The sequence below is a fragment of the Capnocytophaga ochracea DSM 7271 genome (assembly GCF_000023285.1).
Taxonomy (GTDB): domain Bacteria; phylum Bacteroidota; class Bacteroidia; order Flavobacteriales; family Flavobacteriaceae; genus Capnocytophaga; species Capnocytophaga ochracea.
This window is the reverse complement of sequence record NC_013162.1, coordinates 2,151,398-2,177,009: the sequence shown is the minus strand read 5'-3', so window position 1 is coordinate 2,177,009 and position 25,612 is coordinate 2,151,398. Positions and strand designations below refer to the sequence as shown.

General features: G+C 38.9%; 17 protein-coding genes. 12 read left to right on the top strand and 5 right to left on the bottom strand.

Annotated elements, in window-relative coordinates; translation table 11 throughout:
* Nucleotides 1–20: 20 nt before the first annotated feature.
* On the bottom strand, nucleotides 21–929 hold the full coding sequence (gene cysK / locus COCH_RS09165; RefSeq protein WP_015782860.1) for a cysteine synthase A: 909 nt from the start codon (nucleotides 927–929) through the stop codon (nucleotides 21–23).
* 85 nt (nucleotides 930–1,014) lie between these two features.
* Nucleotides 1,015–1,857: a serine O-acetyltransferase gene (locus COCH_RS09160; protein WP_015782859.1), complete on the bottom strand. Its 843-nt coding sequence runs from the start codon at nucleotides 1,855–1,857 to the stop codon at nucleotides 1,015–1,017.
* A gap of 818 nt (nucleotides 1,858–2,675) precedes the next feature.
* Here COCH_RS09160 and COCH_RS09155 point away from each other — a divergent pair.
* From COCH_RS09155 to COCH_RS09135, 5 genes are all read left to right on the top strand, one after another.
* On the top strand, nucleotides 2,676–5,309 hold the full coding sequence (locus COCH_RS09155; protein ID WP_015782858.1) for a TonB-dependent receptor plug domain-containing protein: 2,634 nt from the start codon (nucleotides 2,676–2,678) through the stop codon (nucleotides 5,307–5,309).
* Nucleotides 5,310–5,323: 14 nt separating this feature from the next.
* Complete coding sequence (locus COCH_RS09150; RefSeq protein ID WP_015782857.1) at nucleotides 5,324–6,532, top strand: DUF4876 domain-containing protein; 1,209 nt, start codon at nucleotides 5,324–5,326, stop codon at nucleotides 6,530–6,532.
* 101 nt (nucleotides 6,533–6,633) lie between these two features.
* Nucleotides 6,634–8,142 (top strand): DUF6850 family outer membrane beta-barrel protein, encoded by a 1,509-nt coding sequence (locus COCH_RS09145; RefSeq protein WP_223375718.1) that lies wholly within the window; start codon nucleotides 6,634–6,636, stop codon nucleotides 8,140–8,142.
* A 608-nt stretch (nucleotides 8,143–8,750) separates the two neighbouring features.
* Nucleotides 8,751–9,695: a ribose-phosphate pyrophosphokinase gene (locus tag COCH_RS09140; RefSeq protein ID WP_015782855.1), complete on the top strand. Its 945-nt coding sequence runs from the start codon at nucleotides 8,751–8,753 to the stop codon at nucleotides 9,693–9,695.
* 99 nt (nucleotides 9,696–9,794) lie between these two features.
* Nucleotides 9,795–10,394 carry a 50S ribosomal protein L25/general stress protein Ctc gene (locus tag COCH_RS09135; RefSeq protein ID WP_009418740.1) on the top strand — a complete coding sequence of 200 codons (600 nt, stop codon included), beginning with the start codon at nucleotides 9,795–9,797 and terminating at the stop codon, nucleotides 10,392–10,394.
* A 103-nt stretch (nucleotides 10,395–10,497) separates the two neighbouring features.
* On the opposite strand, the gene COCH_RS09130 is transcribed toward COCH_RS09135, so the two are convergent.
* Both COCH_RS09130 and COCH_RS09125 read right to left on the bottom strand, forming a co-directional pair.
* Nucleotides 10,498–11,241, bottom strand: coding sequence for a class I SAM-dependent methyltransferase (locus COCH_RS09130; protein WP_015782854.1), 744 nt, complete (start codon nucleotides 11,239–11,241; stop codon nucleotides 10,498–10,500).
* Nucleotides 11,242–11,263: 22 nt separating this feature from the next.
* The gene (locus COCH_RS09125) at nucleotides 11,264–12,178 is read right to left on the bottom strand and encodes a RhsIA family immunity protein (protein WP_015782853.1); all 915 of its coding nucleotides are present in this window, start codon (nucleotides 12,176–12,178) and stop codon (nucleotides 11,264–11,266) included.
* Between the two features lie 110 nt (nucleotides 12,179–12,288).
* On the opposite strand from COCH_RS09125, the gene COCH_RS09120 reads away from it, so the two are divergent.
* The 7 genes from COCH_RS09120 to COCH_RS09090 all read left to right on the top strand — a co-directional run bounded on the left by COCH_RS09120 (nucleotide 12,289) and on the right by COCH_RS09090 (nucleotide 22,433).
* Nucleotides 12,289–13,065 carry a C40 family peptidase gene (locus COCH_RS09120; protein WP_015782852.1) on the top strand — a complete coding sequence of 259 codons (777 nt, stop codon included), beginning with the start codon at nucleotides 12,289–12,291 and terminating at the stop codon, nucleotides 13,063–13,065.
* Nucleotides 13,066–13,391: 326 nt separating this feature from the next.
* Entirely contained in the window at nucleotides 13,392–14,093 is a 702-nt protein-coding gene (gene dapB, locus COCH_RS09115) for a 4-hydroxy-tetrahydrodipicolinate reductase (RefSeq protein WP_015782851.1), read from the top strand.
* 99 nt (nucleotides 14,094–14,192) lie between these two features.
* Entirely contained in the window at nucleotides 14,193–15,023 is an 831-nt protein-coding gene (locus COCH_RS09110) for a Cof-type HAD-IIB family hydrolase (RefSeq protein WP_015782850.1), read from the top strand.
* Nucleotides 15,024–15,042: 19 nt separating this feature from the next.
* Nucleotides 15,043–16,596, top strand: a complete 1,554-nt coding sequence (lepB, locus tag COCH_RS09105; protein ID WP_009418898.1) for a signal peptidase I — start codon at nucleotides 15,043–15,045, stop codon at nucleotides 16,594–16,596.
* Between the two features lies 1 nt (nucleotide 16,597).
* Entirely contained in the window at nucleotides 16,598–17,221 is a 624-nt protein-coding gene (locus COCH_RS09100) for a WbqC family protein (RefSeq protein WP_009418899.1), read from the top strand.
* Between the two features lie 521 nt (nucleotides 17,222–17,742).
* Nucleotides 17,743–19,278 carry a sulfatase family protein gene (locus COCH_RS09095; protein ID WP_015782849.1) on the top strand — a complete coding sequence of 512 codons (1,536 nt, stop codon included), beginning with the start codon at nucleotides 17,743–17,745 and terminating at the stop codon, nucleotides 19,276–19,278.
* Between the two features lie 47 nt (nucleotides 19,279–19,325).
* On the top strand, nucleotides 19,326–22,433 hold the full coding sequence (locus COCH_RS09090; protein WP_015782848.1) for a glycoside hydrolase family 2 TIM barrel-domain containing protein: 3,108 nt from the start codon (nucleotides 19,326–19,328) through the stop codon (nucleotides 22,431–22,433).
* A 92-nt stretch (nucleotides 22,434–22,525) separates the two neighbouring features.
* Here COCH_RS09090 and COCH_RS09085 read toward each other — a convergent pair whose 3' ends face one another.
* Nucleotides 22,526–25,264, bottom strand: a complete 2,739-nt coding sequence (locus tag COCH_RS09085; protein WP_015782847.1) for a beta propeller repeat protein — start codon at nucleotides 25,262–25,264, stop codon at nucleotides 22,526–22,528.
* Between the last annotated feature and the right edge of the window lie 348 nt (nucleotides 25,265–25,612).

Sequence of the window (25,612 nt, the reverse complement as noted above, 5' to 3'; positions counted from 1 at the left end):
TAGCCTCTTTTTTCTATATATTAGAAGAGTCCTTCTACTGACCAATAACGTTCGCCTGTATCATAGTTTACAGTAAGAACACGTGCCTTAGGGTCTTTTTTGAGTACTTTGGCGACGGCTGCCAAAGAAGCTCCCGTAGAAATACCAGCTAAAATACCTTCTTCTTTCGCTAACTTGCGGGCATATTCAAAAGCCTCATCTTTACTTATTAATAGAATATCATCTACAAGCTTAGCATCATAATTCTTTGGCACAAAACCAGCGCCTATCCCTTGTAGAGGGTGAGGACCAGCTGCCCCTCCACTGAGTACGGGTGATAGTTCGGGTTCTACGGCTATGGTTTTAAGATGAGGGAAGTGTTGTTTAAGCACTTTGGATACCCCAGAAATATGTCCACCAGTACCAACTCCTGTTACAAAATAATCAAAGCCATTGGGGAAGGATTGCAAGATTTCTTGAGCAGTAGTGCGCTCGTGTACCTCAGGGTTAGCAGGGTTCTCGAACTGTTGAGGCACCCAATAGTTAGGTTTACCTTCGGCTATTTCGAGGGCTTTAGCAATGGCACCTCCTGTTCCTTTTTCCTTTGGAGTTAATACAACCTCAGCCCCATAAGCCGATACCAGTTTACGGCGCTCTATACTCATAGATTCGGGCATTACCACAATGAGCTTATAACCTTTTACAGCAGCTACTAAGGCAAGCCCAACCCCTGTATTACCTGAGGTAGGCTCTACAATCACAGTATTTTTATTGAGGATACCTTTGTTTTCAGCATCTTCAATCATTGCAAGTGCGATACGGTCTTTAATACTACCGCCTGGGTTCAAGCGTTCTAACTTGATAAATACGTTGGCATCTTTACCAAACAATCGATTAATTTTCACTTCGGGAGTACGCCCGATAAGTTCTAAAACATTTTTGTACAACATTATATAATTATTTATTAGTTACGTGTTTGTTAATAGTTAGTGGTTAATGATTAGTGAATTGGTTTTAGGGACTAATGTTTAAAGACTAAATTACAAAATTAATAGGTTCTTCATACACTTCGTTGTCTTTTACTATGATTTGACTCTTGTGGAAAACTTTGGTAAAAGGTTCTATACTATGGGTAAGCCATACATTTCCGCCAATAACGCTATCGTGACCTATTACGGTTTCACCTCCTAAGATTGTGGCACCTGAGTAAATTACCACATTGTCTTGAATAGTAGGATGACGTTTGGTATGAGCCTTATCTACCGATACTGAAAGTGCCCCTAAGGTAACCCCTTGGTACACTTTTACGTGGTTACCTATAACCGTAGTTTCACCAATAACGATAGCCGTACCGTGATCTATCATAAAAGGGACGCCAATGGTTGCTCCTGGGTGAATGTCGATACCTGTTTTGCTATGGGCGTATTCGGTGAGTATACGGGGCAAGAGTGGTACTTCGCGCGTCCATAGTTCGTGAGCGATACGATATACCATAATAGCAAAGAAACCAGGATAGGTAACTTGTACTTCTCTGAGAGAGGTAGCTGCTGGGTCGCTATCAATAAAATACTGAGCATCTTGCTTTAATTGAGCATAAATAGTGGGCAAAATACAATGGTAATAATCAGTCAGTTGCTCTTTCTGAGGTTCGTTTTGCAAAAAATCATCTACAATACTGATAAAATCATAACGCAATTCCTCATAGCGTGCTTCTATATTCGATTTAGAGAGACAAGTACGCTCATCTATGAGAAATAAGAACTGAAAGAGTTCTTCTACAAAGGCGTTAATACGCTGTTTGCTTACGTGATGTTTGATATTTTTACTTTCTTGATAGAGTTCGATAATGAAACTCTCGGTGCAATTTACTTTTGTCATTATTATAAAAAAATAGCCCCACTACCTATTATGAGCAGTGGGGTGTTGTTATTTCGTTTACTAAAATATATATACTGATACTTTCAAGAAATAACGAGCCTTGCACCGCTCACAGGGAAGGTACAACACATCATCATTATTTGAAAAGCATACAGTTTCATACAGTACTATTCTATTAATCGGGGCAAAGGTAAGAATATTTTTCTAACTACCAAAGAAAAAGTGAAATATTTTTATTTTTTTGTTATACAAAAAGATATAATCGGAGTTCTAGGATTGTCTTAGAAAAGAGATGAGGAAGCAGAAAGATAACGAAGAGGAACGGAAGAGGTGATTCAGGTAAAAGATAAGAGGTAAAATGGGTGTGTTTAGTTTATAGGAAGCTTATAGGAAGCTTATACGAATCTTGGAAGATTGGTATAGAAAGGGTATATAAATAGTTGATTCATAATATTATACAACAGCACTAAAAATGCCAAAAACAGGGTTTCGAGACGAAAGAAAAGGAAGGGTAAATTAGAGAATTAGTCAATTTAAAAGTTAGGAAATTTGGAATTTAACAAATGCAAAAATGACTTATTGGAGGTTTCGGGAAGACTTTAAAAGAAATGGAAGGAAGGGGATAGTAGGAGGTGCAAAGGTTAAATGTATTCGACGAGAGGTAATATAGTGATGCAAAAGCGATTGAAAAAATAGTATTCTGTTATATTTAACAGATGTTAAATTAAGCATTTTTATAAGTTTGATATTAATATTATTTAGATTTGTTTTATATAATTCAAAAAAAGTACTACCTTTGCAGTCCTATTTAGTGAAGAATGAAAAGTGAAAAGAAATATACACAACCATTAGGATACCAAAGGTTCATCTCTTTGGTACTCATTGCTTTTCCTTTTTTTTGCTCAGCTCTTTACGCTCAAACTGCAACTCTCACCACTGTTTCTCCTACTACTATTTCTGACACTACACAGCCTATTCAGTTAGAAGAAGTGGTAGTAACTGCCAAAGAACTTCCTGCTCCTACCTCTACTTCGCTTATCGACCGCAAGGCTATGCAACACCTCCAGCCTTCCAGCTTTGCCGATTTGGTGAGTTTGCTCCCTGGTCGGCAAGTTACGACTCCCTCATTAAATTATGCTAATACGCTCACTATCAGGCAGACAGGAACGCCTATGGACGGCTATAGGATTTCCTCTTTAGGCGTAGGCTTCAATATCGATGGTGTTCCCTTAGATGTGAATAACAATATGCAATCTACGGTAGGTACCGGAATGGTTATCACCCCTCAATCGAATTACGCCGATGAGAAGCGCAACACTACCCGCTCAGGAGTAGATATGCGCACCATTGCTACCGATGATATTGAAACAGTGGAGATTATACGCGGTATTCCATCGGTAAAATTTGGTGACATCAGCAGTGGAATAGTAACAATTCACCGCAAAAAAGGCTATACTCCCCTTAGGGCGCGAGCCAAAGCCGATGGTTTTAGCAAACTTTTCTATGTAGGCAAAGGCTTTGAACTTACTGAAAATCGCCTCAAACTCAACTTCAGTTTGGATTATTTAGATTCCCAACCCGACCCGCGTAACAGCTTTGAAAACTACAAACGTTACACTGCTTCGGCTCGTGCCGAAAAACACTTTAATACCGAAAATCCGCTTACGTGGAATTTCAGCATCGACTATACGGGCACTATCGACAAGGAAAAACGCGACCCCGATGTAGGTTTTGATCGCTATGATGCTTATCAATCCATTTACAACAATATCCGTATCGCCAATGGGCTGAGTTGGGAACTCCACAAAACATTCTTCAAAACATTGGTACTCAAAACTAGTTACTCGCAGAGTTTTGACCGTATTGAACAAGACAAATGGGTGCAAATCACCAATGCGCGCCCTGTCTTCACAAACACAGAAGCAGGTGAATTTTATGGCGCATTTTCCGACCCTAACTATGTGTCGCACTTGCTCGTAGATGGCAAACCGCTACACCTTTATACCGACTTTGCAGCAGGAGGTTATAAACGTTTTGCAGGATTTCTTAACGAGTTTCTTATAGGGCTTACTTACAACTACAACAAAAACAACGGTCTGGGTCAGGTATACGATTTGGCGCACCCACCTTCACCCGAAATAACTACACGTCCGCGTGCTTTCAAGAGTATTCCCGCGATGCAGGATATGTCTTTTTATGTTGAAGAACAGTTAGAAAAAACCTTTTGGCATACCGATTTCTTCTTGCGTGCCGGTTTGCGCGCCAACACCCTTTTAGGACTTGATTCACGCTACGCATTGCATAACAAGGTGTGTTTCGACCCACGTGTGAATATGAAAGTTACTTTTCCTAAAATTGAATTTGCTAACCAAAAAGCTCTCATTATCAGTCTTACAGGTGGTTGGGGCAAGCACAGCAAACTCCCTACTCAAGAGATGCTCTACCCTCAAGAAAAATACGAAGATTTTGTTCAGCTAAATTACTATCACAGCCAAAGGGCTTACCGCCAATTGCACTATAAAACGTATATTTTTCCGCAAGTGAACTACAGCATTATGCCCGCAGTGAACAGCAAAGCCGAAGTGCGCCTTGGCTTGGAATACGACCACCATTCGCTGTTTATCACCTATTTCGACGAGCGTATGCAATCGGGTTTCCGAAAGATGAGCGATTATCACAAGGTATTCTATAAAAAATACGATGCTACAGGGCTCAATCACAATGCGATTACTGCCCCTCCTTTGGTGGAAAACCTGCCCTATACTGTGCAAGACGCCCTGATACTCTCAGATATGGAGAGCAATGGCTCAGCTATCGATAAACAAGGGATGGAATTTCAGTACAGTAGCAAGCGCCTACAATTGCTCAACACTCGCTTTACCCTTAGTGGTGCGTGGTTTCACAGCTTGTATTACAACTCATTGCCTGTATATCGTCCTGCCGATAAAGATATCATTAACAACCGCAAATATTACAATCTGGGAGTATATCCTGAAATGGAGAAGTACGACTGTGAACAGTTACAAACCAGTCTCGTAGCCGATACTTACCTCCCTGAACTGCATCTCATCACCTCTGTGCGTTGCGACCTCACTTGGTATGTTATCAACAGCAGTCCATCTCTTAGTCGTGTGCCCACTCACTACATCAGTGAAGATGGTGTGCGTCACCCATATACAGCGACAGAAGCGAGTGACCCCGTATTGCAATGGCTCATACGCCCTACAACTATAAGTCTCAGTGATAGAACCCCATTATCAATGAACATACATCTAAAAATATCAAAAGAATTTTATAAATATTTTACCCTTTCGATATATGTAAACAATCTGTTCAACTTTTACGAGGACTACCGTGTGAACAGACAATACATCAACCGTCGCGGACTTATCAACCCCTATTTTGGAATGGAGATGAACATTTCTTTAGGGAAGAGTAAATTAGCAAATTAATAAATTAACATATTATGAGACATTTAAAACAATTTTTAGCTTTAGCACTTACTTTAGTGCTCTTAAACGCTTGTAAGAAGGATGATGATAATATCAACACCTTTGTTACTACACGCAATCTTACCCTTCAGCTACAAAATCCTGATAAGGTAACCAATGTTCGGTATGGTACGCTCACCCTTACTCTTACAGAACTCAACAAGAATGAGAAAGTAGAACGTATTTTTACCAATATTTCTCAAAATGAATTAACCCTTCCTCTTTTGATGGGGAGCTATGAACTGCGCATTGCCACCACTGCTACTTATACCCTTGATGGCAAGACCGTAGCAGGTGAACTTAGTGCTTTCGTTAGCAAAATAGATGTGCTTAGCGATAGCTCTTTTAAAGTACCTTTATCTATCAAAGCTAAAGGTAATGACTTTATTATAGAAGAAATCTTTTTTGTTGGCACTTTAACTCCTGAAGGAAAACAATACTTTGGTGACCAGTATATCAAACTTTATAACAATACCGATAAGGTGCTTTACGCCGATGGTTTGGTATTAGCAGATTCTAAGTTTTTAACGGTAACCAAAAGAGATTACACTCCCAATATAATGAAAGAAGCCTTTGCAGTAGAAGGTATGGTGCAAATACCTGGTACAGGCACTCAATATCCCGTGCAACCAGGTGCTTCTATTGTTATTGCTGAACAAGGAATTAACCATAAAGAAAACAATCCTAATTCTTTAGATTTGAGCAAAGCTAACTTTGAGAATTATTATCCTCCAAGAGTAAAAGATATAGATAGCCCTACTGTTACCAATAATATCAATTTGTATGGTATTCTCATATTCAATAATCGAGGTAATAGAAGCTATGTGATAGCGCGTTTCCCAGAAGGTACTGCTACTTCTACTCTTAGATATGACTATGAATATGAAGTTAATGTTAAAGGCAAAATAGTTAAAAAGACAGGAAGTACGTTGAAAATTCCTAATGAGTGGATAGTAGATGCCGTAAATCTAAGTACTGAAAAAGGTTTCGAATGGTTGGTGACCGATACTTCTTTGGATTCAGGCTATACTTATGTGACTAAAGATGAGGAAGACAAAACTCGTTATGGCAAATCTGTACGCCGTAAGGTTCTTTCTGAAAACAATGGTAAGCCTATCTTTAAAGATACTAACAACTCTACTGAAGATTTCGAAATCCTCACTACACCTACACTTAAAAAGTGAAAAGTGAAGAGTGAAATATTGCTTTTGCAGATTTAACTTTGCCAAAGTTAAACTTTGGCAAAGTTTGTAGCGTTTTTTATTGACAAATCAATGAATTAGAATTGACACATCGTCCACTCAACATATTATTTTTATTTTTTCTCTGCGAGATGATTGCTTGGGGGCAAGATACTATTGATACTCTCCTGCTGAAACTGAAAGAGCAACAAAGTGTTCAACGCATTTATAAAGCTTACTTTCAGAATCCAGCAGCAATGACAGAGTGGGGGAAATATCGCTTTTCGTCGGTGCAAACGACTTACGAGGGAAGCGATAAGCAGGCGTATGCCCAGCAGTATCCCGAAGGTCATACTGCTTTCTCAGTAAAAGCGAGCTCTTATTTTCCTTATGACAGCACGCGTACGCTTTGGGGTGATGCCTCGTATATAAATCGAACCCTAAAGCACATTCGCTGGAACGAGTCGTTAGATGGTGAGTTGCTATATCCTTACTTCACTGCTGATGCCATAGGGGGAGATTTGCACAGCGAACAATACGCCTTTACGGGTGGTTTTGCCAAACAATGGCAACGCCTGCATTGGGGTATCTCTTTGAATTACCAAGCTGAATTAGCAAGTAGGGATAAAGACCCGCGTCCTAAGGATATTACTTCGCAATTGCAATTGCAATCGGGTTTTATGTGGAAGGTAATGCAGTGGAAGATGGGTGTTTATGGCACTTTTGTGAAATATACCCAATCAAACGAACTGAGGTTCTTTAACGAATTAGGGGGGCCTACGGTGTATCACCTCAATGGCTTGGGGTATTACAACCATTTGCTGAAAGGCAATAAACTGAGGGCTTTTTACGAAGGTTATGGTTATGGTGGAGGAATGGCTATCAGCAGAGCGGACGACTTTTTTCTCACAGGAGATTATCATCAACTGACGATTGAGAAGTATATGACTGATGACAATGGAATTGTTGCAGTAACCCTGACCAATAGGGTACTCAATACAGAACTTACCAAATTGTTCCGTCGTGCTCACTATCACTACGGATTCAAATTAGGATATTATCAGCAAAGTAAAAAGGGCGTAGAGCCTATCCTCTCGGGGCGCAATAACAATTGGACGGAGGTTATTGCGAAGAACAAAAACTATACCCTTAAATGTGAGCAATATCAGTTAGGTGCGCTTTTTGGGTTCGACAATGCTGTGCAGTATCGTATAATGCCTTATGTGAGTTATGAAACTTATCGTGAGGATTATACTTTGGTGAGGAGTTTTCAGCATTTTGATTATATGAATGTTGGAATGACGATAAGTGTTGTAGCACCCTTAGGGGAGAAGAGTATAGGGGTAACAGGCGTGCAGTATCGGTATCGGAAAGTATTACACGAGAATTATCTATTGCGCAATGACCGCAATGAAACTGAGCTCAGCGCAATGCTTTTGCACAATGCCCGCTTTCTTGCTTCAGATAGACAGCGTTTTGAGGTGAGTTTGCAATACCATCACAAACTTTCGCCTTCATTAAGCTATTTTGTAGGATTTAACAGTGAAATAGGAGTATTTACGAGTCAAAAAGTGAATATTTTTCATCAATTTAGTTTAGGGCTTACTTTCTGAGTTTGATATAAGGGGGAGTACTATGCGAGCAGTGGGTTATTAATTAGGAAATTAGGAAATGTAGAAATTAGGAAATGTGGAAATTAGTTGGAGAATTTCGGAGAGACTCAGAGAAGGGGTTTAGACTTCGGAGAAAAACGAAAAATATCAGAAGTAGGCTGAGAGGGATTTTGAAGGAAAAAGGGTATTAGGAAGGTGGGGTTAGCTTATAGAGAGCTTATAGGAAGCTTATACGAATCTTGGAAGATTGGTATAGAAAGGGTATGTAAATAGTTGATTCATACTGTAATACAACAACGCTAAAAATGTTAAAAACGGGGTTTCGAGGCGAAAGAAAGAGAAATAGGTGATAGACCTTAGGCCGTAGGCACTAGGAGGGAGTATGACGGAAAAAGGAAGAAATGACGAGTGACAAATGAAAAATGACAAGGATAATGGGAGAGTGTAATTGGTGCAACAAAGAGATAAACAAGATGGTAAGGCGCAGTATATTTTGGTACATAAAATAAAAAAATCAGATCAAGATACTTGCAATTACGATTAATATTCGTACCTTTGCACCCTGAAAAGTTAGAAGTTTTTATACCTTAATACACTTACTGATAAAAATGTTTAGTGAAACCACCCCTAATTCAAAAATCTTTGCTTGCTCTAAAAGCATAGAGCTGGCTGAGAAAATTGCGCAAAAATACGGTACTCAGCTCGGTGAAGTTAAACTTTCTTATTATAGTGATGGTGAATTTCAGCCCTCTTATGAAGAATCGATTAGAGGGGCACGCGTTTTCTTAATATGCTCTACTTTCCCTAATTCGGATAACTTGATGGAGCTTTTACTAATGATAGACGCTGCCAAACGCGCTTCGGCAAGGCACATCACAGCAGTAATGCCTTACTTTGGGTGGGCTCGCCAAGATAGGAAAGATAAACCCAGAGTGCCAATAGGGGCAAAATTGGTGGCTAATCTTTTGCAAGCGGCAGGTGCTACTCGTATTATGACGATGGACTTGCACGCTGACCAAATTCAAGGATTCTTTGAGCGCCCTGTAGACCATCTTTTTGCTTCAAGCATTTTCTTACCTTATTTACAGGGGTTGCACTTAGACAATTTGTGTATTGCTTCGCCCGATATGGGAGGCTCTAAAAGGGCTTATGCTTATTCTAAGTTCTTGAAATGTGATGTGGTGATTTGCTATAAACAGCGCAAACAAGCCAATGTGATTGAAACAATGGAGCTTATAGGTGAAGTAGAAGGTAAAAACGTAGTATTGGTAGACGATATGGTAGACACGGCAGGTACTTTGGTGAAAGCTGCCCAACTGATGAAGGACAGAGGAGCTATAAGTGTAAGAGCGGTGGCTACTCACCCTATACTGAGCGGGAACGCATATGAGCGCATAGAGAATTCGGCTTTAGAAGAGCTTATCGTGACTGATTCGATTCCACTAAAGCAGCCTTCGAGCAAAATAAAAGTACTGAGTTGTGCTGATCTTTTTGCTGATGTAATGCATCGCGTACACCACAACGAGCCTATCAGTTCTAAATTTATAATGTAGCAAGGTGAAAGGTAAAAAGTAAAAGGTAAGAATTGATGTTTAATATCTAACAAAACCTAACGCCTAAGAACAAGTAACTTAATAATTATTTATAAATAAATGAAATCAATTACAATCAAAGGATCTCAAAGAGAAAGCGTGGGCAAAGCTGCGAGCAAAGCCTTACGTAATGCTGGACAGGTTCCTTGCGTATTATACGGAGGAGACAATGTTCTGCATTTTTCAGCGCCTGAATTAGCATTCAAAAACATCGTGTACACTCCTAACGTATACACCGCTGCGATTGAATTGAATGGTAAAACCTATAACGCCATTCTGCAAGACATTCAGTTTGACCCTGTATCTGATAAAATTATCCACATCGATTTTTATCAGCTTCACAAAGACAAAGAAATCACTATTGAAGTGCCAATTCAAATTGAGGGGACTTCACCAGGTATTATGGCAGGGGGTACTTTGCGTATTGTGAACCGCAAACTAAAAGTAAAAGCTCTTCCTGACAATTTACCTGATTTTGTTCCTGTAGATATTTCGGGCTTAGAAATGGGTAACAAGCTATACGTTACTAAATTAGCACAAGATAAATACAAGATTATGCACCCAGATAATACTGTGGTTTGCCAGGTGAGAGTATCGCGTGCTGCAATGAAAGCCGCACAAGATGCTGCAAAAGCTGAAAAAGCTGCCACTAAGAAATAACTTTTAACAAATAGACTTTCTACAAAAAAGCCATAACAAACAATTGTTTGTTATGGCTTTTATATTGCAGTTTAGCAAACTCTTTTTTTCTCATAGCATTCATTTAGTTACTTTTTCTAAAAGTAATGCCATAAAATTTATTATCCCAAAACAACTCTGTTTTCTTTTCAGTTACTGAAATAGGAATACATTGTTCTATGGCATTCAAATCGACTGTTTTGTCTTCAAAATAAGATTTGGAGAAGACACTTTTCTTGTATTGGGTCTCCACAAAGTCGGCTGTTTCATCTGCAATAAGCAATTTGCTTCCTGCTTTAGCCACTCTAAGCATTTCACTCATTGCACGAGTTTTGTCGTTAAAAAAGTTAATGCCCCCAATGTGAAAAACAATATCAAAGGTATTATCAGCAAAAGGAAGATCTTCAGCGGGGCATTGTACAAGCGTTAAATTAGTCTTCTTTTGCATTTTTTTCTTGCACTTTTTGAGCATTCCCATCGAAATATCAACTCCTACAAGGTCTATCGTTTTCAAATCAATCCCTTGTGGCAGGTAATGCAAGTCAGCCCCCGTACCTATGGAAACATAAAGCACCGAAATATTGTTCTTCCATTCCAAACGGCTCATCAACTCGGTACGTAGATGGTCAATAGCGTGTCCATACTTGAGTCTTCCTATCCATTTCTCTCCAAAATCATAGAAAAAAGACATCCAATCGTACATTTTCATATACCTTTGGTTATCTCCACTAATGAAATAGTCATTCATACAGCACAAAATACCATTTTCTTGTTTCAAATCTTCTACTTTTATATCAGATTTTAGCTTTTGAGATATATCTGTCATCATACTTATTTATTTAAATTGAGTTTTATAATCCGTATTTTTTCCAGCCTCCGTCACGCCATTGGCACTCATCAATCTTCCAAATACCGTCTTTTCGGATAATCAGGAAGCGATACTGAAAGTTTAACTCGTCTTGGGTGTAAATATATATCTTATTCTTGGTAAGAGTCTCACTATCTATAATTTGATGATTGCCATAGGTCCCACCTTTTGTCATAGAAAAGCTAATCCACTCAGGACGATAGCCTATGCGGCGTTTGTCGGTGCAATATTTTTTAAAAATCGTTTTACATTTTTCTTCTATCAAAAGGTCATCCTCTTCTGTTTCATCATTTTTTGTAGCGAATTCTTCCCACTGGGTCATCGCCGAGAAAAAGTTTAAGAGCAATTGTTTAACTACTTGAAAATCATCAGTATTGGTAGCAGTAGGTTTCTTCTTTCCCGCCGTGCGTTGGGCTTGCTCAAAGGTTTTTATTTGTTCCTCGGTGAAAAACTTATCGAGATAGAACTTTATTCTGCTATAATGCGCCACAGCCATTAACCCCTCGAAAGTGATGCGGGTATGGCGCAATGAAATAGACTTCAAGCGAGGCACTTGCAAAACAATTTTCAAGGTTTCATCGGTTACGGGGCAACCGTCCAACGAAATGTGGGCAACAGGTTTCGAGGTAAAGTATTTGAAACCTTCGCCTGTGAGTTGCTTATTGTTTTCTAAAAAAAGAAGTTTTAGTTTGGGCAAAGTAGCCAAGTATTTGAGGGCTTCATCGGTAATATCAGTATTGATAAAACCCATATTTACTAAGGATTTTACTTGTACTATCTGCTCTACCATCGCATCGGTGAGGGCAACATCTTTATAATGATGTCCTTTGCAAAAGCGTTCTTCGGTTACTTCTTTTAAAGCGGCTTCTAAGGTAATAGCGTGTTTGTAAGCTGCCATAGTAATGTGATTGTTATGAGTGCAAAAGTAGACAAAATAGCATTTAAAAACAAAAAAAATATGAATAGTTTCTTGTTAATACTTAATTATTTGCTATCTTTGCGGGCGTGATGAATATGAAGATATTAGAAACACCTTATGGAATATGCCATTTGAGCGTTGTTCCCGTACGTTTAGAGCCCTTTGAGGGGGCTGAGATGATTACGCAATTACTCTTCGGAGAGTTGTTGCAAGTAATTGATAAAGAAGAGCATTGGAGCTATGTGCGCTTGCTGTTCGACAATATTGAAGGCTGGGTAGCTAACAGTCAGTTTACGGAAATTTCGGATAAGGACTACAAAAAATCTCTAAAAAAGAAAGAAAAATACGCTCACCGATGGCTTACAAAACTCCGTTTGAAAACTGGAGACAACCTCTTTCTGCACATACCCAAAGGTGCTACCTTTTCTCACAATCATCTATTACAAACTTCACAATCTACCCAAAAAATACCTCATCAAGGCATTATCCCCACTGCTTTGGAATATTTAAACGTACCTTTCTTAACAGGAGGCAAAACTCCCTTTGGGATAGATGCCGCCGGACTGGTACAAATGGTTTTCAAACTCAACGGCATACACCTACCTCGTACGGCTAAAAAACAGGCTACTTGTGGTGTTTCTCTTAGTTTTATAGAAGAATGCCAAGCAGGTGATTTAGCTTTTTTTGACGACGAAGAAGGCAATATCATTCACGTGGGCATTCTCTTAGGCGACAACAGGATTATTCACTCTTTTGGCAAAGTGCGCATCGACCGGTTAGATCATATTGGTATTTTTAATAGTGAACTGCGCAATTACACTCACCAACTACGACTCTTGCGAAGAATCTCAACGACTGAAAAGTAGTATAAATTCAAGATTCCTACATCTTAGGTTCGTTTATCGTTCATCTGCTCGTGCAGCTCGAACCATTTTTCGTTCGTCTTTTCTTTATCTGCTCGTGCAGCTCGTACCATTTTTTGTTCGCCTTTTCTTTATCTGCCCGTGCGACTCGCACCGTCTTTTGTTCGTCTTTTGTTCGTCTTTTGTTCGTCTTTTGTTCGTCTTTTGTTCGTCTTTTGTTCGTCTTTTGTTCGTCTTTTGTTCGTTAATTGTTTATCTGTCTGTCGTGCTACTACTACTTTGCGTGTTTTAACAGAAGAAATAAAATATTTAATTTATAATAGTCAATTATGAAAATAGCTTTACTCGGATATGGCAAAATGGGTAAAACCATTGAACAAATAGCCATCGCTCACGGACACGAAATCGTGTTAAAAATAGATAATGCCGAAACTTCTTACGACATTACAATAGCCGATGTGGCTATAGAATTCAGCACCCCCAGCAGTGCCTTTGCTAATATTAGCAACTGTCTCACACACAAAGTACCCGTGATTGCAGGTACTACCGGTTGGTTAGCCCAATACAATGAGGCAGTAGCTTTGTGCCAAAAGCACCAAACCGCTTTTCTCTACGCCTCTAATTTCAGTATAGGGGTAAATGTATTCTTCGCACTGAACAAAACCTTAGCCAAACTGATGGCTAAACTCAAAGACTATGAGGTAGCTATCGAAGAAATTCACCACACTCAAAAGCTCGATGCCCCCAGCGGTACTGCGATTACTTTGGCAGAAAGTATTATCGCTGAAACTGATAAAACAGGTTGGCATTTAAACACAGCTACCGAGAACGAAATCCCTATCGTAGCCAAGCGTATAGATAGTGTCCCAGGCACTCATATCATCACCTATACCAGTGAGGTAGACACCATAGAAATTAAACATACCGCTCACAATCGCAAAGGCTTTGCTCTCGGTGCCGTTATGGCAGCCGAATGGATTGTAGGTAAGCAAGGAGTATTTACGATGAACGATGTACTCAACCTTCATTAAGCGTATTTTTTAATCAAAAAACTACTTATCTTAAAAAAAGGCATTATCTTTGCACTCTAATAACTCATAATTTTTAACATAGGACTCTTAACTAAAAGAATGTATAAAATTATCTTTTCTGATATCGATGGCACTCTATTAAGTGGTTCGCGAACCCTTACGCAGAACACCATTCACGAAGTAAAACAACTGAAAGACAAAATACCTTTCATTTTAGTATCTTCACGTATGCCTGAGCAAATGTATCACATACAAAAAGACTTAGGCATCGCAGGATTACCACTTATCGCTTATAATGGCGGATTAGTGCTCAATGGCGAAAAGGTGCTACACTCTACTACTATCCCCTACTCTATTCTCGAAGAAGTAGTCGCCCTCAACGAACAAGAGTTCAATGCTGAGATACACATTAGCTTTTATTATAACGACGAGTGGTATGTACCCGCTAACGATGAATGGGCACAACGTGAAGAAACAATTACCAAAGTAACTCCTACCGTGCGACCCAATCGCGAAGTTCTCACTCAGTGGAAGCAAGCAGGACACGGCGCTCACAAGCTAATGTTAATGGGAGAAGAAACTCTTATAGAGCGAATGTTCAAGCTACTAAACGAGAGATATACAGAGGTAATGCAAATCTATCGCGGGAGAGAAACTTATATAGAACTATCAGATATCAGTATTTCTAAACTCACAGGAGTGAAAATAGTATCAAACGAGATATATCATTTACCTTTGAGCGAAGCAATAGCTTTTGGCGATAACTATAACGATTTGGAGATGCTCAAAGGCGTAGGTTGTGGTGTAGCAGTTGCTAATGCTCGCGACGAAGTAAAAGCTGTAGCCAAACAAATAACACTTCACCACTCCAAAGATGGTGTGGCAACATTCTTAAAACAATTAAGAGAACAAAAAGTAATGAACCTTTAAACGTTAATCATTCATCATTATGATATATTTATATATTTTAATCATTGCACAGCTCATCAATGGGCTATTCTTTTGGAAAGGATATGAAAAAGCAGGTTACAAAGCGTGGCAAGCCTTTGTTCCCTTTTACAATACCGTTATTTTCTTACGTATTATCTCTCGTCCTTGGTGGTGGGTATTCCTGCTCTATTTGCCTGTAATAGGTAATATTATGGTAATTGTGATGACTTACGAATGGTTACACGTATTTAACTATCGCAAGAAGCGTTACACCCTGCTATCAATAATTACTTTGGGACTTTTTGCTGCCTACATAACCTATTTACCTTCTACACACTACGTAGGTAAAGATGTAGAAGCCATCAAAAAGAATGTTTCCTCTTGGGTGAGTGCTACTATCTTTGCGGTAGTAGCAGCTTCGGCTATTCACACCTACTTTATACAGCCTTATATGATACCTACTTCTTCTTTAGAAAAAACCCTCTTGGTAGGCGATTTTCTTTTTGTAAGTAAGTTTCACTACGGAGTGCGTGTGCCTATGACTCCTCTATCATTACCTATGGTACACGATTCAATTCCTATAATAGGCACAAGATCGTATATCAAAACGCCTCAGTTACCTTATTTGCGTTTACCTGCTTTGCAGAAAGTACAGCGCAATGATATTACGGTATTCAACTGGCCTACCGATACAGTAAGGTACTTCCGAGACAATTCGGGCATTCACGTAGATAAGCCCATAGATAAGAAGTCTAACTATGTAAAACGCACAGTAGCTATCCCTAACGATGTATTAGAAATCAAAAACGGCGATGTATGGATAAATGGTAAAAAGGAAATCTATCCTGTACGTGCCAAGTTACAAACTTCTTATATAGTGGTTACACAGCCCAATTTATTCAGTCATCCCGATGAGTTTAGAGTAGTGATGTACCAACAGTACGGTGTTACCGATCCCGCTTATCCCATCAACAACGACACTTATATTTTTACTTCCCTTACAGATGACGTAGCTAAAGCATTGGAGGCTAACACGAGTATTGTGTCAGTTACTCGCAATGTAAATAAGGCTGGGGTCTACAATCCTGCAATCTTCCCTCACAGTCCTACTTTTGCTTGGAATGAGGATAATTACGGACCTATTACCATTCCTGCTAAAGGAAAAAACGTAATACTTACTAAAGAGAATTTGCCTTTGTATAAACGCATTATTAGTGAATATGAACACAATAAATTAGAAACAAAGGGTGATGATATTTACATCAATGGGCAGAAAGCTTCCTCTTATACCTTCCAACAAGATTACTACTGGATGATGGGAGATAACCGTCACAATTCTGAAGACAGTCGTTTTTGGGGTTTTGTACCTGAAGATCACGTACTTGGTAAACCCGTACTCATTTGGATGAGTTTAGACAAGAATGCCTCAGGATTTAAGAAAATACGTTGGCAACGTTTGTTCACTACCGTAAATGGTGAAGGTGAACCTGTGTCCTACCGATATATTGTATTTGGGTTACTTGGTTTGTGGTTGGTATATAGTTTGGTTAAAAAGAAAAAAGTAAAAGAATAATATGGTTGAACAAGTATTATTACACCCTACTTATTTTCCTTCTATTGCTCAATTTCACTTGATGTTGAACAAACCTTGCGTTTTAGAAGTCTCTGACAACTATCAGAAACAAACCTTGCGCAATCGCACATATATTTACGGTGCCAATGGCAAGCAATCCCTAAACTTACCTATTAAGCACGTAGGAGGTGAAACTGGACGACAGTTGTTCAAAGATGTGAAAGTAGAGAATAATTTCCTATGGCAACGTCTGCACTGGAAAAGTTTAGAGACAGCCTATCGTACATCTCCTTATTTTGAGTATTATGAAGACGATTTGGTTCGTATTTTTGAAAAGCAATATACTTACTTACTCGATGTAAATATCGACACAATTGAAACTGTTTTAGCCTGTTTGTTAGTACATATTAACTTTGACAAGACAAAAACGTATGAAGCCGAGCCACAAGGAGTGAAAGACTATCGTTTTTTGAGTAGTGCTAAAAAAAAATACTCTGTAACAATGCCCCCTTACCACCAAATATTCTCAGATAAATATGGTTTTATTCCTAACTTATCTATTTTAGATTTGCTTTTCCACGAAGGGCCTAATACACAAGAGTTTTTAACTAAGGTAAAAGTGTAGCACTATAATACAGTGTGTAAATACACATCATAAACGTATAATTACACAAATTAAAAGAAGGTTACAAAAAATAATTACTTTTTTATTATCAAAAAATACTTCCTTATAATCAGTAATTTACAAAATATAATGTAAAGGAATATTTTTTTGGCACAGAGTTTTCAATATAGTAAACAGAAGATTGCTAAAAGAAACATTGTTAAAACAAGAATTAGAAAAAACATTTTCATTAAAACTATCAAACTTAAAACAAAATCTTATGTAAAAAAACTTTATTACTGAGAACAGTAATAGAGATTCTAAAACTGAAAAATTTTCTTCATTTTTGGAGTTAGTAGTAGTATTTATATGCATTGTGAAAAAGGCTCTCTAAGAAATTAGGGAGCTTTTTTTATATTTAGAATGCTATTACTAACTTCTTTTTATATAAATACTCATAATAGAATATTTTTTTCTTAATTAATTTGGTACTTTAAAAAAGTCGCTGTACTTTTGTGGTTCATTTTAACACCAATTCATTTATGAAAAAATTCGTATTCTTCTTTGGGCTTTTATATGCCACAACAGTTTTTGCACAAAGCAAACCTAATATTATACTTATTGTTTCAGACGACCATTCGTATCAAACGATTGGAGCTTATAACAATGGGGCTACTAATGCAACTCCTGCAATTGATAAACTTGCTAATGAGGGTGTAAGGTTCAACAAAGCTTTTGTAACCAACTCCATTTGTGGTCCTAGTAGGGCTTGTATTCTCACGGGTAAGTATAGCCATAAGAATGGCTTTATGGACAATGAGACATCACACTATAATTCTTCACAACAACAGTTTGTGAATCTCTTGCAACAAGGAGGCTACCAAACTGCTTGGGTGGGAAAATACCACTTAGGTGATGACCCCAAGGGCTTTGACTTCTTTAAAATCTTAGTAGACCAAGGTCGTTATTTTAACCCCGACTTTATCATTGAAGGTAAAAAACGTGTAAACGAGCAAGGTTATGTAAGCAATATCATTGAAGATGAAGCCGAAAAATGGCTCGATCGTCGTGACCCTAATAAACCTTTCTGCTTGGTTGTGGGGCATAAAGCGGTGCATCGTACTTGGATGCCCGATTTACCTGAATTAGGAGCTTATGAACAGGTAAACTTCCCATTGCCCGATACTTTCTTTGACGATTATGCAACTCGCAAGCCCGCAAGTTTGCAAGAAATGTCCATTGGTAAGGATATGATAATGGGTTACGATTTGAAGATGTTCAAAGATGAAAAAGAAGAAGTGCAAGATGCAAACTTCTCTCGTATGACCGCTATTCAATTAGCACATTACAACGATTTTTACAATCCTATACGTCAACAGTATTTCAGCGCAAACCTCAGTGGTAAAGAATTAGCACAATGGAAGTTTCAACGCTATATGCGTGATTATCTATCTACCGTAAGATCGATGGATAAGAACATTCAGCGTATGCTCGATTACTTAGAAAAGCACAAATTGAAAGACAATACTGTGATTATATATATGTCCGACCAAGGTTTTTATATGGGCGAGCACGGTTGGTTTGACAAACGTTGGATGTACGAAGAATCTTTCCGTACCCCAATGATTGTCTCTTACCCTAAGCTCTTTCCTAAAGGCACAACCAACGATGATTTTGTGTTGAACATCGACTTGGCGCCTACTTTCTTAGAATTAGCCGGCTTGCCTATCCCTGCTGACATACAAGGCAAATCGTTCTTACCTTTGTTTGCTAAAAAAGCCAAACCTATTCGCAATCAAATATTCTATCACTACTACGAAAACGGAGAACACGCAGTATCACCTCATTTTGGTGTTCGCACTGATCGTTATAAACTCATTCGTTACTACAAACGCGTGAATACTTGGGAGCTATTTGACCTCAAAACCGATCCTAAAGAACTCAGCAACGTCTATGGCAAAAAAGAATATCTGAAAATTACTAAACAGTTAGAAGCTTTACTTTTAAAAGAAATTCGAGACAAGCAAGACGATTTGGCTGAAAAGGTATTTTTCAATAAAGAGTTTCCTGTGAAATGAATTTTATAACGATTCAACTTTGCCAAAATTTGTAACATATTATTTGTATGAAGAACTACCTATACATTATTATATCATTTTTTCTAACTATAGTCTCTTATGCCCAACACTTGGATTCCATTTTTGAAAATCCAGCACTGCAAGAAATCAATCGAATGTCAATGCGTGCCTCCTACTTTCCGTTTGAGAATATAGCTAAAGCAAAAAATGGTATGATAGAGCAATCAGCACGTTTCCTAAATCTCAATGGCTTGTGGTCATTCCTTTGGAAAGAAGACTACCGTCAGTTGCCAAAAGACTTCTACAAAACCAATTTTAACGAAAGTCAGTGGAAGAAAATTCCTGTACCTTCTAATTGGGAAGTACAGGGATATGGCATTCCAATTTACGTGAACGCTTCTTACGAATTCAATCAAAAGAACCCTACTCCTCCCGATATTCCTGATAGTCTCCAACAAAATGCTGGTCTGTATCGCAAAACTTTTGATTTGCCCACTTCTTGGCAAGGAGAAAAGGTATATCTACATTTAGGAGCAGTGAAATCGGCATTTAAACTGTATATAAACGGTAAATTTGTGGGTATGGGTAAAGACAGCAAGTTGGCTTCTGAATTTGACATTACACCTTATATCACTAAGGGCAAAAACCTTATTGCAATGGAAGTGCGTCGATGGACGGACGCAAGCTATCTCGAATGCCAAGATATGTGGCGCTTTTCTGGGATTTCTCGTGATTGCTACCTATATATGCGACCTAAAGTGCATTTATACGACCTTAGTATCAGCGCTGGTTTAGATAAAAACTACACCAATGGCAAACTCACCACTTCGGTAGAAGTATGGAACGAAACTCCAAGCGATGTCTCCAAATACCAAGTGGAAGTAAGTCTGTTCGACAAAGAACAACTGCTCTACCAAGAGCAAAAAGCAACTATCGGACTCAAAAAAGCCTTTGGTAAAACCGAATTGCAATTCGAAGCACAATTGCCACAAGTGAGAGCGTGGAGTGCTGAAACGCCTTATCTGTACCGTTTACAAATGGCGCTGTACGATGCTGAGGGAAAGGTGAAAGAAGTAGTAAGTCGTCCCATAGGCTTTAGAACGATTGAGATAGAAGGGGCTAACATTTTGGTAAACGGCAAACGCATACTCTTCAAAGGGGTGAACCGTCACGAAACCGACCCGCATACGGGACAAGTAGTGAGTCAAGAACAGATGGAGAACGATGTAAAGCAGATGAAAGCCCTCAATTTTAATGCGGTACGTACCTCTCATTACCCTAACGACCCTTATTTCTATGACCTTTGTGATAAATATGGGCTTTATGTAATGGACGAGGCTAATATAGAAAGCCACGGTATGCATTATGAAATGGATAAGACTATCGGTAATGACCCCGTGTGGGAATATGCTCATTTGCTACGTATGGAACGTATGGTAAAGCGCGATAAAAACCACCCATCAGTATTGTTTTGGAGTATGGGCAACGAGTCAGGTAACGGTTGGAACTTCTACAAAGGTTATCAACACATAAAAGGCTTAGACTCCTCACGCCCTATTCACTATGAATTAGCTCACTACGATTGGAATACTGATATTGAGTCGCGTATGTACCGTCGTATTCCTTTCCTTATCGACTATGCGCTCAGCAATCATACTAAACCCTTCTTGCAATGTGAATACGCTCACGCAATGGGTAACAGTGTAGGTAACTTTCAAGAATATTGGGACGTGTATGAACATTATCCTAAACTACAAGGTGGTTTTATTTGGGATTTCATCGATCAAGGGCTTTATAAAACCTTATCTAATGGCAAGAAAATAGTAACCTACGGGGGTGATTATGGTGATAAAAATACTCCCAGCGATAATAATTTTCTTATCAATGGAGTAATAGCTTCCGACAGAAGTTGGCATCCTCACGCCTATGAAGTACGCAAAGTGCAACAAGAAATAGGCTTTCAATATCAAAATAACCAACTGATATTGCGCAATAAACATTTCTTTAAAGATTTATTAAACTACGAAATATATTGGCAACTGCTCAAAGAAGGTGTTCCTGTTCAAAGTGGTAATATTACCAACTTAATAGTATTACCACAAAGCGAGGCTACTTTTTTACTACCTCCTCTTAAAACAGACGATAAAGCAGAATATATCTTGCAATGTACCGCCCGTCTCAAACAAGACGAAGGCCTTTTAAAGAAAGGTACAGAACTCGCTTTTGCCGAGTTTCCTCTCACCTCCTACTCTCCTCAAAAAGCTATTGCTGATACAACACCTTTACAGGTAGAAGAAACAGCCAGTCATATTCTATTGTATAATAAGCACTATACAGCCAAAATAGATAAACAAACAGGCAAATGGGTATCGTTTCAAGTGAAGAATGAAGAACTCTTTGCTCCCGAAGGCTTAGAGGTGAATTTATGGCGAGCTGGGACTGATAATGATTTTGGGGCAGGTTTACCTAAAAAACTACAACAGCTACAAGAGGCAGATAAAAAAGCTGATAGTGTCCGTATATCGGTAGAAAAACTCAACTCCGGTCAAGTGAAGATAACCCTACGCAAGCGATTGGTAGAAGGTACAATTAATTATACTCAAGAGTTGCTTTTTGATGGCAAGCCTTCCGTAACGGTGAGCAATCACTTCAAACCGCTAAAGAACGACAAAACGCTTACTTTTAAGATAGGCAATCATCTTACACTACTGCCTTTTCAGCGCATTCAGTGGTATGGTAGAGGTCCTTGGGAAAGTTATTGGGATAGGAAAACATCGGCTATGGTAGGCTTGTACGAAGGTGCTATTGTTAGCCAGTATTACCCTTATGTGCGTCCGCAAGAGAATGGTAATAAAACTGATGTACGTTGGGCAAAGCTCAGTAAGAAAAAAGGAGTAAACATTGCCATTTATAGTACAGGTTCTTTACTAAATATAAATGCCCTGCCTTATAGTCCTGCACAGTTATTTCCTGGTATAGAAAAAGGACAAACACACGCAGGTGAACTCACCCCTGATAAGTATACTCACTTAGACATCGATTTGCAACAATTAGGTTTGGGAGGTGATAACAGCTGGGGCAACTTACCTATGGAACAATACTTACTGTATCTGTATCAGCCTTACAGCTATAGTTACAGAATAGAAGCTTTTTAATGGCATATTCTTATATAAGCAAAGCACAGACTTCTTGATAAACTCAAGTCGTCTGTGCCTTTTTGTTAAACCCCTTATAAAATTCTTTCCTTCTAATATATATCAAGTGTTCTTTCTTCTTCAAAGCTGTCAGGAAGCGTAAATATAATAGTGTAGCGTCCTTTGGGTAGATATACTTTACCATCAGTAGCAATAGGTAAAAATATCTTTTGAAGACTCTTCTCATAGGCTGTCTTACCCGCATAAGACATCGTCAAGTCATAAGGTATATAATTAAACCCAACATTTGTCTTATAAGTAAATGTTTGCAAGGTAACACGTCCTTTCATCACTTTTATAGGTATTGATAAATTTTCCTTTGAAGCAAAAGCATAGAAATACACATTAGGCTTCACAGGTTCTTCCCATTCGTTATTGGCATTTCCCCAATTCGTAGAATAAGGAAGCGTAATAGGTGTTTCAAGTGGATAAAAATCTTGCGAGGTAATCGCCACTCTTAGCTCTTGCATCATCTTCACCGAGGTGCGAAAAATACCACGTCCCAATGTCGCAACTGTCATTTCACCATTTGTTTCGTCTATATAAATATCGTAAACACCTGTTTCCGGCAATCCTTTGCTGAATGGTTGCCAACTTTCACCTAAGTTAAACGAAATATACACCCCATTATCAGTTCCTGCATAAAGAATCTGACTGTTTTTAGGGTCTTCTTTGAGTACATTTACTTTACTATCGGGCAGGTTAGAATGAATATCTGTCCAACTCTTGCCATTGTCATTACTCATAAAAATAATAGGGTCGATATTGGAATCATCAGTACTAATAAGGGTTGCCAATACCCGGTTACGCTGGTGTTTAGAGGCAATGAGGTTGTTCACTTTTAGCGGACGCGGAAAGGCGTTGTATATCTGTTTCCACGATACCCCTCCGTTGTCGCTGGTGTAAATCATACCATCGTCACTACCCGTATAAAGCAAACCAAACATAAAAGGCGATTCAGCTATAGCCGAAATTGTACCATATGCCTTGTTGCCCTGCTTGTTACCATTGGTTACATCGTCCGAAATAGTCCGCCAATTCCGACCTTTGTCCATAGAAATGTGCAATTTATCGCTTCCTATGTAAATAATATCTTTGTTTTGTGGCGAAATAAGTAGCGGTGCATTCTTGCCAAAACGCAACGGTTCCTTGTTTTCACCGTAATAAGCACTTCCTAACGGAAAAAGCTGGTCTCTATCAGGCAAAAAAGTAAAGAACTTGCCATAAGGTTCTGCGGCATAGCTATCATTGCCAAACGATAGCAAATGAATAGCTTTTCTGAACGTATTCCAATGACTGTTATTTTGTGCCAATACCACTTGGTCACTCACATAGTAAGGTGTTTTGTTAGCTTTGTCGTAACTCAGCTGGGTAAAAGCCATTGCCTGTGGCACATTCTTAAAAGCAAAACTTTTTCCGTTGTCGTAAGATACCTGTAATCCACTGCGAGTTGTACAAAATAGAGTACCCTGTTGTAAGTAAAGTTGTTCATAGCTATTGTCCAACGAAATCGGTTGTTTGCTTTTCCACGTCCTGCCTCCATCGGTAGATTCCAATAAGGGATATCCTCCTATAAATAAGTGTTTTTTATTACTAAGGTCTACACTGATGCCCCCAAAACGCTCTCCGTTTTGGTAATACACATCATTCAGAGGTTGAATATTCGTCTTTTGCCAAGAATTACCCCCATCTTCGGTTACGTACACTTCCGCACCTATAACCTCTTGGGTACTTACACCCAAATAACTCAGTAGTTTAGCAGGAGAGGTTACCTCTGCAGCTATCATATCTTTGAGATTCTGAGCTGTATATTTCTCGTCCTGACCTATATTGTGCAAAAACACATTTAAACGGTTGTTATCTAACGCGAGGAAATCGGCTTTGCTCATCACATCAAAATCTTGAACGGAGAGATGAATGCGCACTACTTTCTGTACAGTATTAATGCTCTCTTTCTTTTTGGCATTGCGATTATCTACTACTGCATAATAAGTCTGACTGTTAAAGCAACTCACCCCTATCTTGCCAATGTTATTCCCTTTGAGAAATCCATTGTTTACCGTGATTTTCGTCCACGTATTGCCTTTATCAGCGCTCTTGTAAATACCACTATTACTGCCATAAGGAGCACTGTCCCACTGACTATTATTCACTTCCCACGATACAGCCAAAAGCATTGCCCCATCGGGCGAAGCAGTAATTTGCGTAATCCCGGCACGCGTGCTTACAAATAGTTTTTGTTGCCACGTTTTTCCGCCATCGGTAGTTTTGAAGATACCGCGTTTTTCATCAGCTTTATAAGGGTTACCCAATACTCCCGCCACAAGTTCTTGGGGGTTAGTAGGGTTGATATACAAACTGCTAATGCGTTGCATTCCTCCCAATCCCTTAAAGTCAGTTGTTTTTCCTTTATCGGTAGAAATAAAAACACCATAAGGGGTCGCAACCGCCAAAGTCCCCGATTGCCAATCTACTGCCAGTGCTGTGATACTTTGTGTAGGGAGGGTTGAGCATAGTACTTGGTAGGTTTCCCCGCCATTTTGGGTAAGCCATACACCTCCGTTTTCTGGAGCAACTATAAACTCACTGCTATTTTTAGGGTTTACACTCAGCGCACTGATGCGATTGCCTATCTCTTTTACTGTTACTTGCTCAAAAGGTGTTTCGCGCACCCACGAACGTGCTTTGAGCTCCTCTTTCTGACGCAAAGGAAGCGGTAGCAGTTCTTGGGCAGTGAGAGTTGTCGTGATGATTAATAAAGAAAATACAAAAGTAAAGATTTTATTTTTCATATTTATTTGCAGAATTCTCTTTAAGTTGTTGTTTTTAGGGTGCAAAAGTACAACAATTTATTGAAATGAGCTAATATTCTAAGAATATTTATCCCATTACCCTTGTCATTCTACTCATTTGTCACTCGTCATTTCTTCTTTTTCCCGTCTCCACATTCCCCCTCTCCGAGGAAGCCAGCGAAAGCTGGGTATGTGTAAGGGGGAGGTTTCTTTTAATTTTTCGTCACATCCCCCCTATTGCCTATGACCTAAGACCTATCACCTCTTCCCTTTTCTTTCGCCTCGAAACCCCATTTTTAACATTTTTAGCCTTGTTGTATTATATTATGAGTCAATTATTTATATACC

Excerpts from the sequence above, each read along its gene's own strand:
- COCH_RS09140 (WP_015782855.1), top strand. The coding sequence starts at position 8,751 with ATGTTTAGTGAAACCACCCCTAATTCAAAAATCTTTGCTTGCTCTAAA.
- lepB (WP_009418898.1), top strand. The coding sequence starts at position 15,043 with ATGATATATTTATATATTTTAATCATTGCACAGCTCATCAATGGGCTA.
- COCH_RS09120 (WP_015782852.1), top strand. The coding sequence starts at position 12,289 with ATGAATATGAAGATATTAGAAACACCTTATGGAATATGCCATTTGAGC.
- COCH_RS09130 (WP_015782854.1), bottom strand. The coding sequence starts at position 11,241 with ATGATGACAGATATATCTCAAAAGCTAAAATCTGATATAAAAGTAGAA.
- COCH_RS09100 (WP_009418899.1), top strand. The coding sequence starts at position 16,598 with ATGGTTGAACAAGTATTATTACACCCTACTTATTTTCCTTCTATTGCT.
- COCH_RS09160 (WP_015782859.1), bottom strand. The coding sequence starts at position 1,857 with ATGACAAAAGTAAATTGCACCGAGAGTTTCATTATCGAACTCTATCAA.
- COCH_RS09095 (WP_015782849.1), top strand. The coding sequence starts at position 17,743 with ATGAAAAAATTCGTATTCTTCTTTGGGCTTTTATATGCCACAACAGTT.
- COCH_RS09125 (WP_015782853.1), bottom strand. The coding sequence starts at position 12,178 with ATGGCAGCTTACAAACACGCTATTACCTTAGAAGCCGCTTTAAAAGAA.
- COCH_RS09090 (WP_015782848.1), top strand. The coding sequence starts at position 19,326 with ATGAAGAACTACCTATACATTATTATATCATTTTTTCTAACTATAGTC.
- cysK (WP_015782860.1), bottom strand. The coding sequence starts at position 929 with ATGTTGTACAAAAATGTTTTAGAACTTATCGGGCGTACTCCCGAAGTG.
- COCH_RS09135 (WP_009418740.1), top strand. The coding sequence starts at position 9,795 with ATGAAATCAATTACAATCAAAGGATCTCAAAGAGAAAGCGTGGGCAAA.
- COCH_RS09150 (WP_015782857.1), top strand. The coding sequence starts at position 5,324 with ATGAGACATTTAAAACAATTTTTAGCTTTAGCACTTACTTTAGTGCTC.
- COCH_RS09155 (WP_015782858.1), top strand. The coding sequence starts at position 2,676 with ATGAAAAGTGAAAAGAAATATACACAACCATTAGGATACCAAAGGTTC.
- dapB (WP_015782851.1), top strand. The coding sequence starts at position 13,392 with ATGAAAATAGCTTTACTCGGATATGGCAAAATGGGTAAAACCATTGAA.
- COCH_RS09085 (WP_015782847.1), bottom strand. The coding sequence starts at position 25,264 with ATGAAAAATAAAATCTTTACTTTTGTATTTTCTTTATTAATCATCACG.
- COCH_RS09110 (WP_015782850.1), top strand. The coding sequence starts at position 14,193 with ATGTATAAAATTATCTTTTCTGATATCGATGGCACTCTATTAAGTGGT.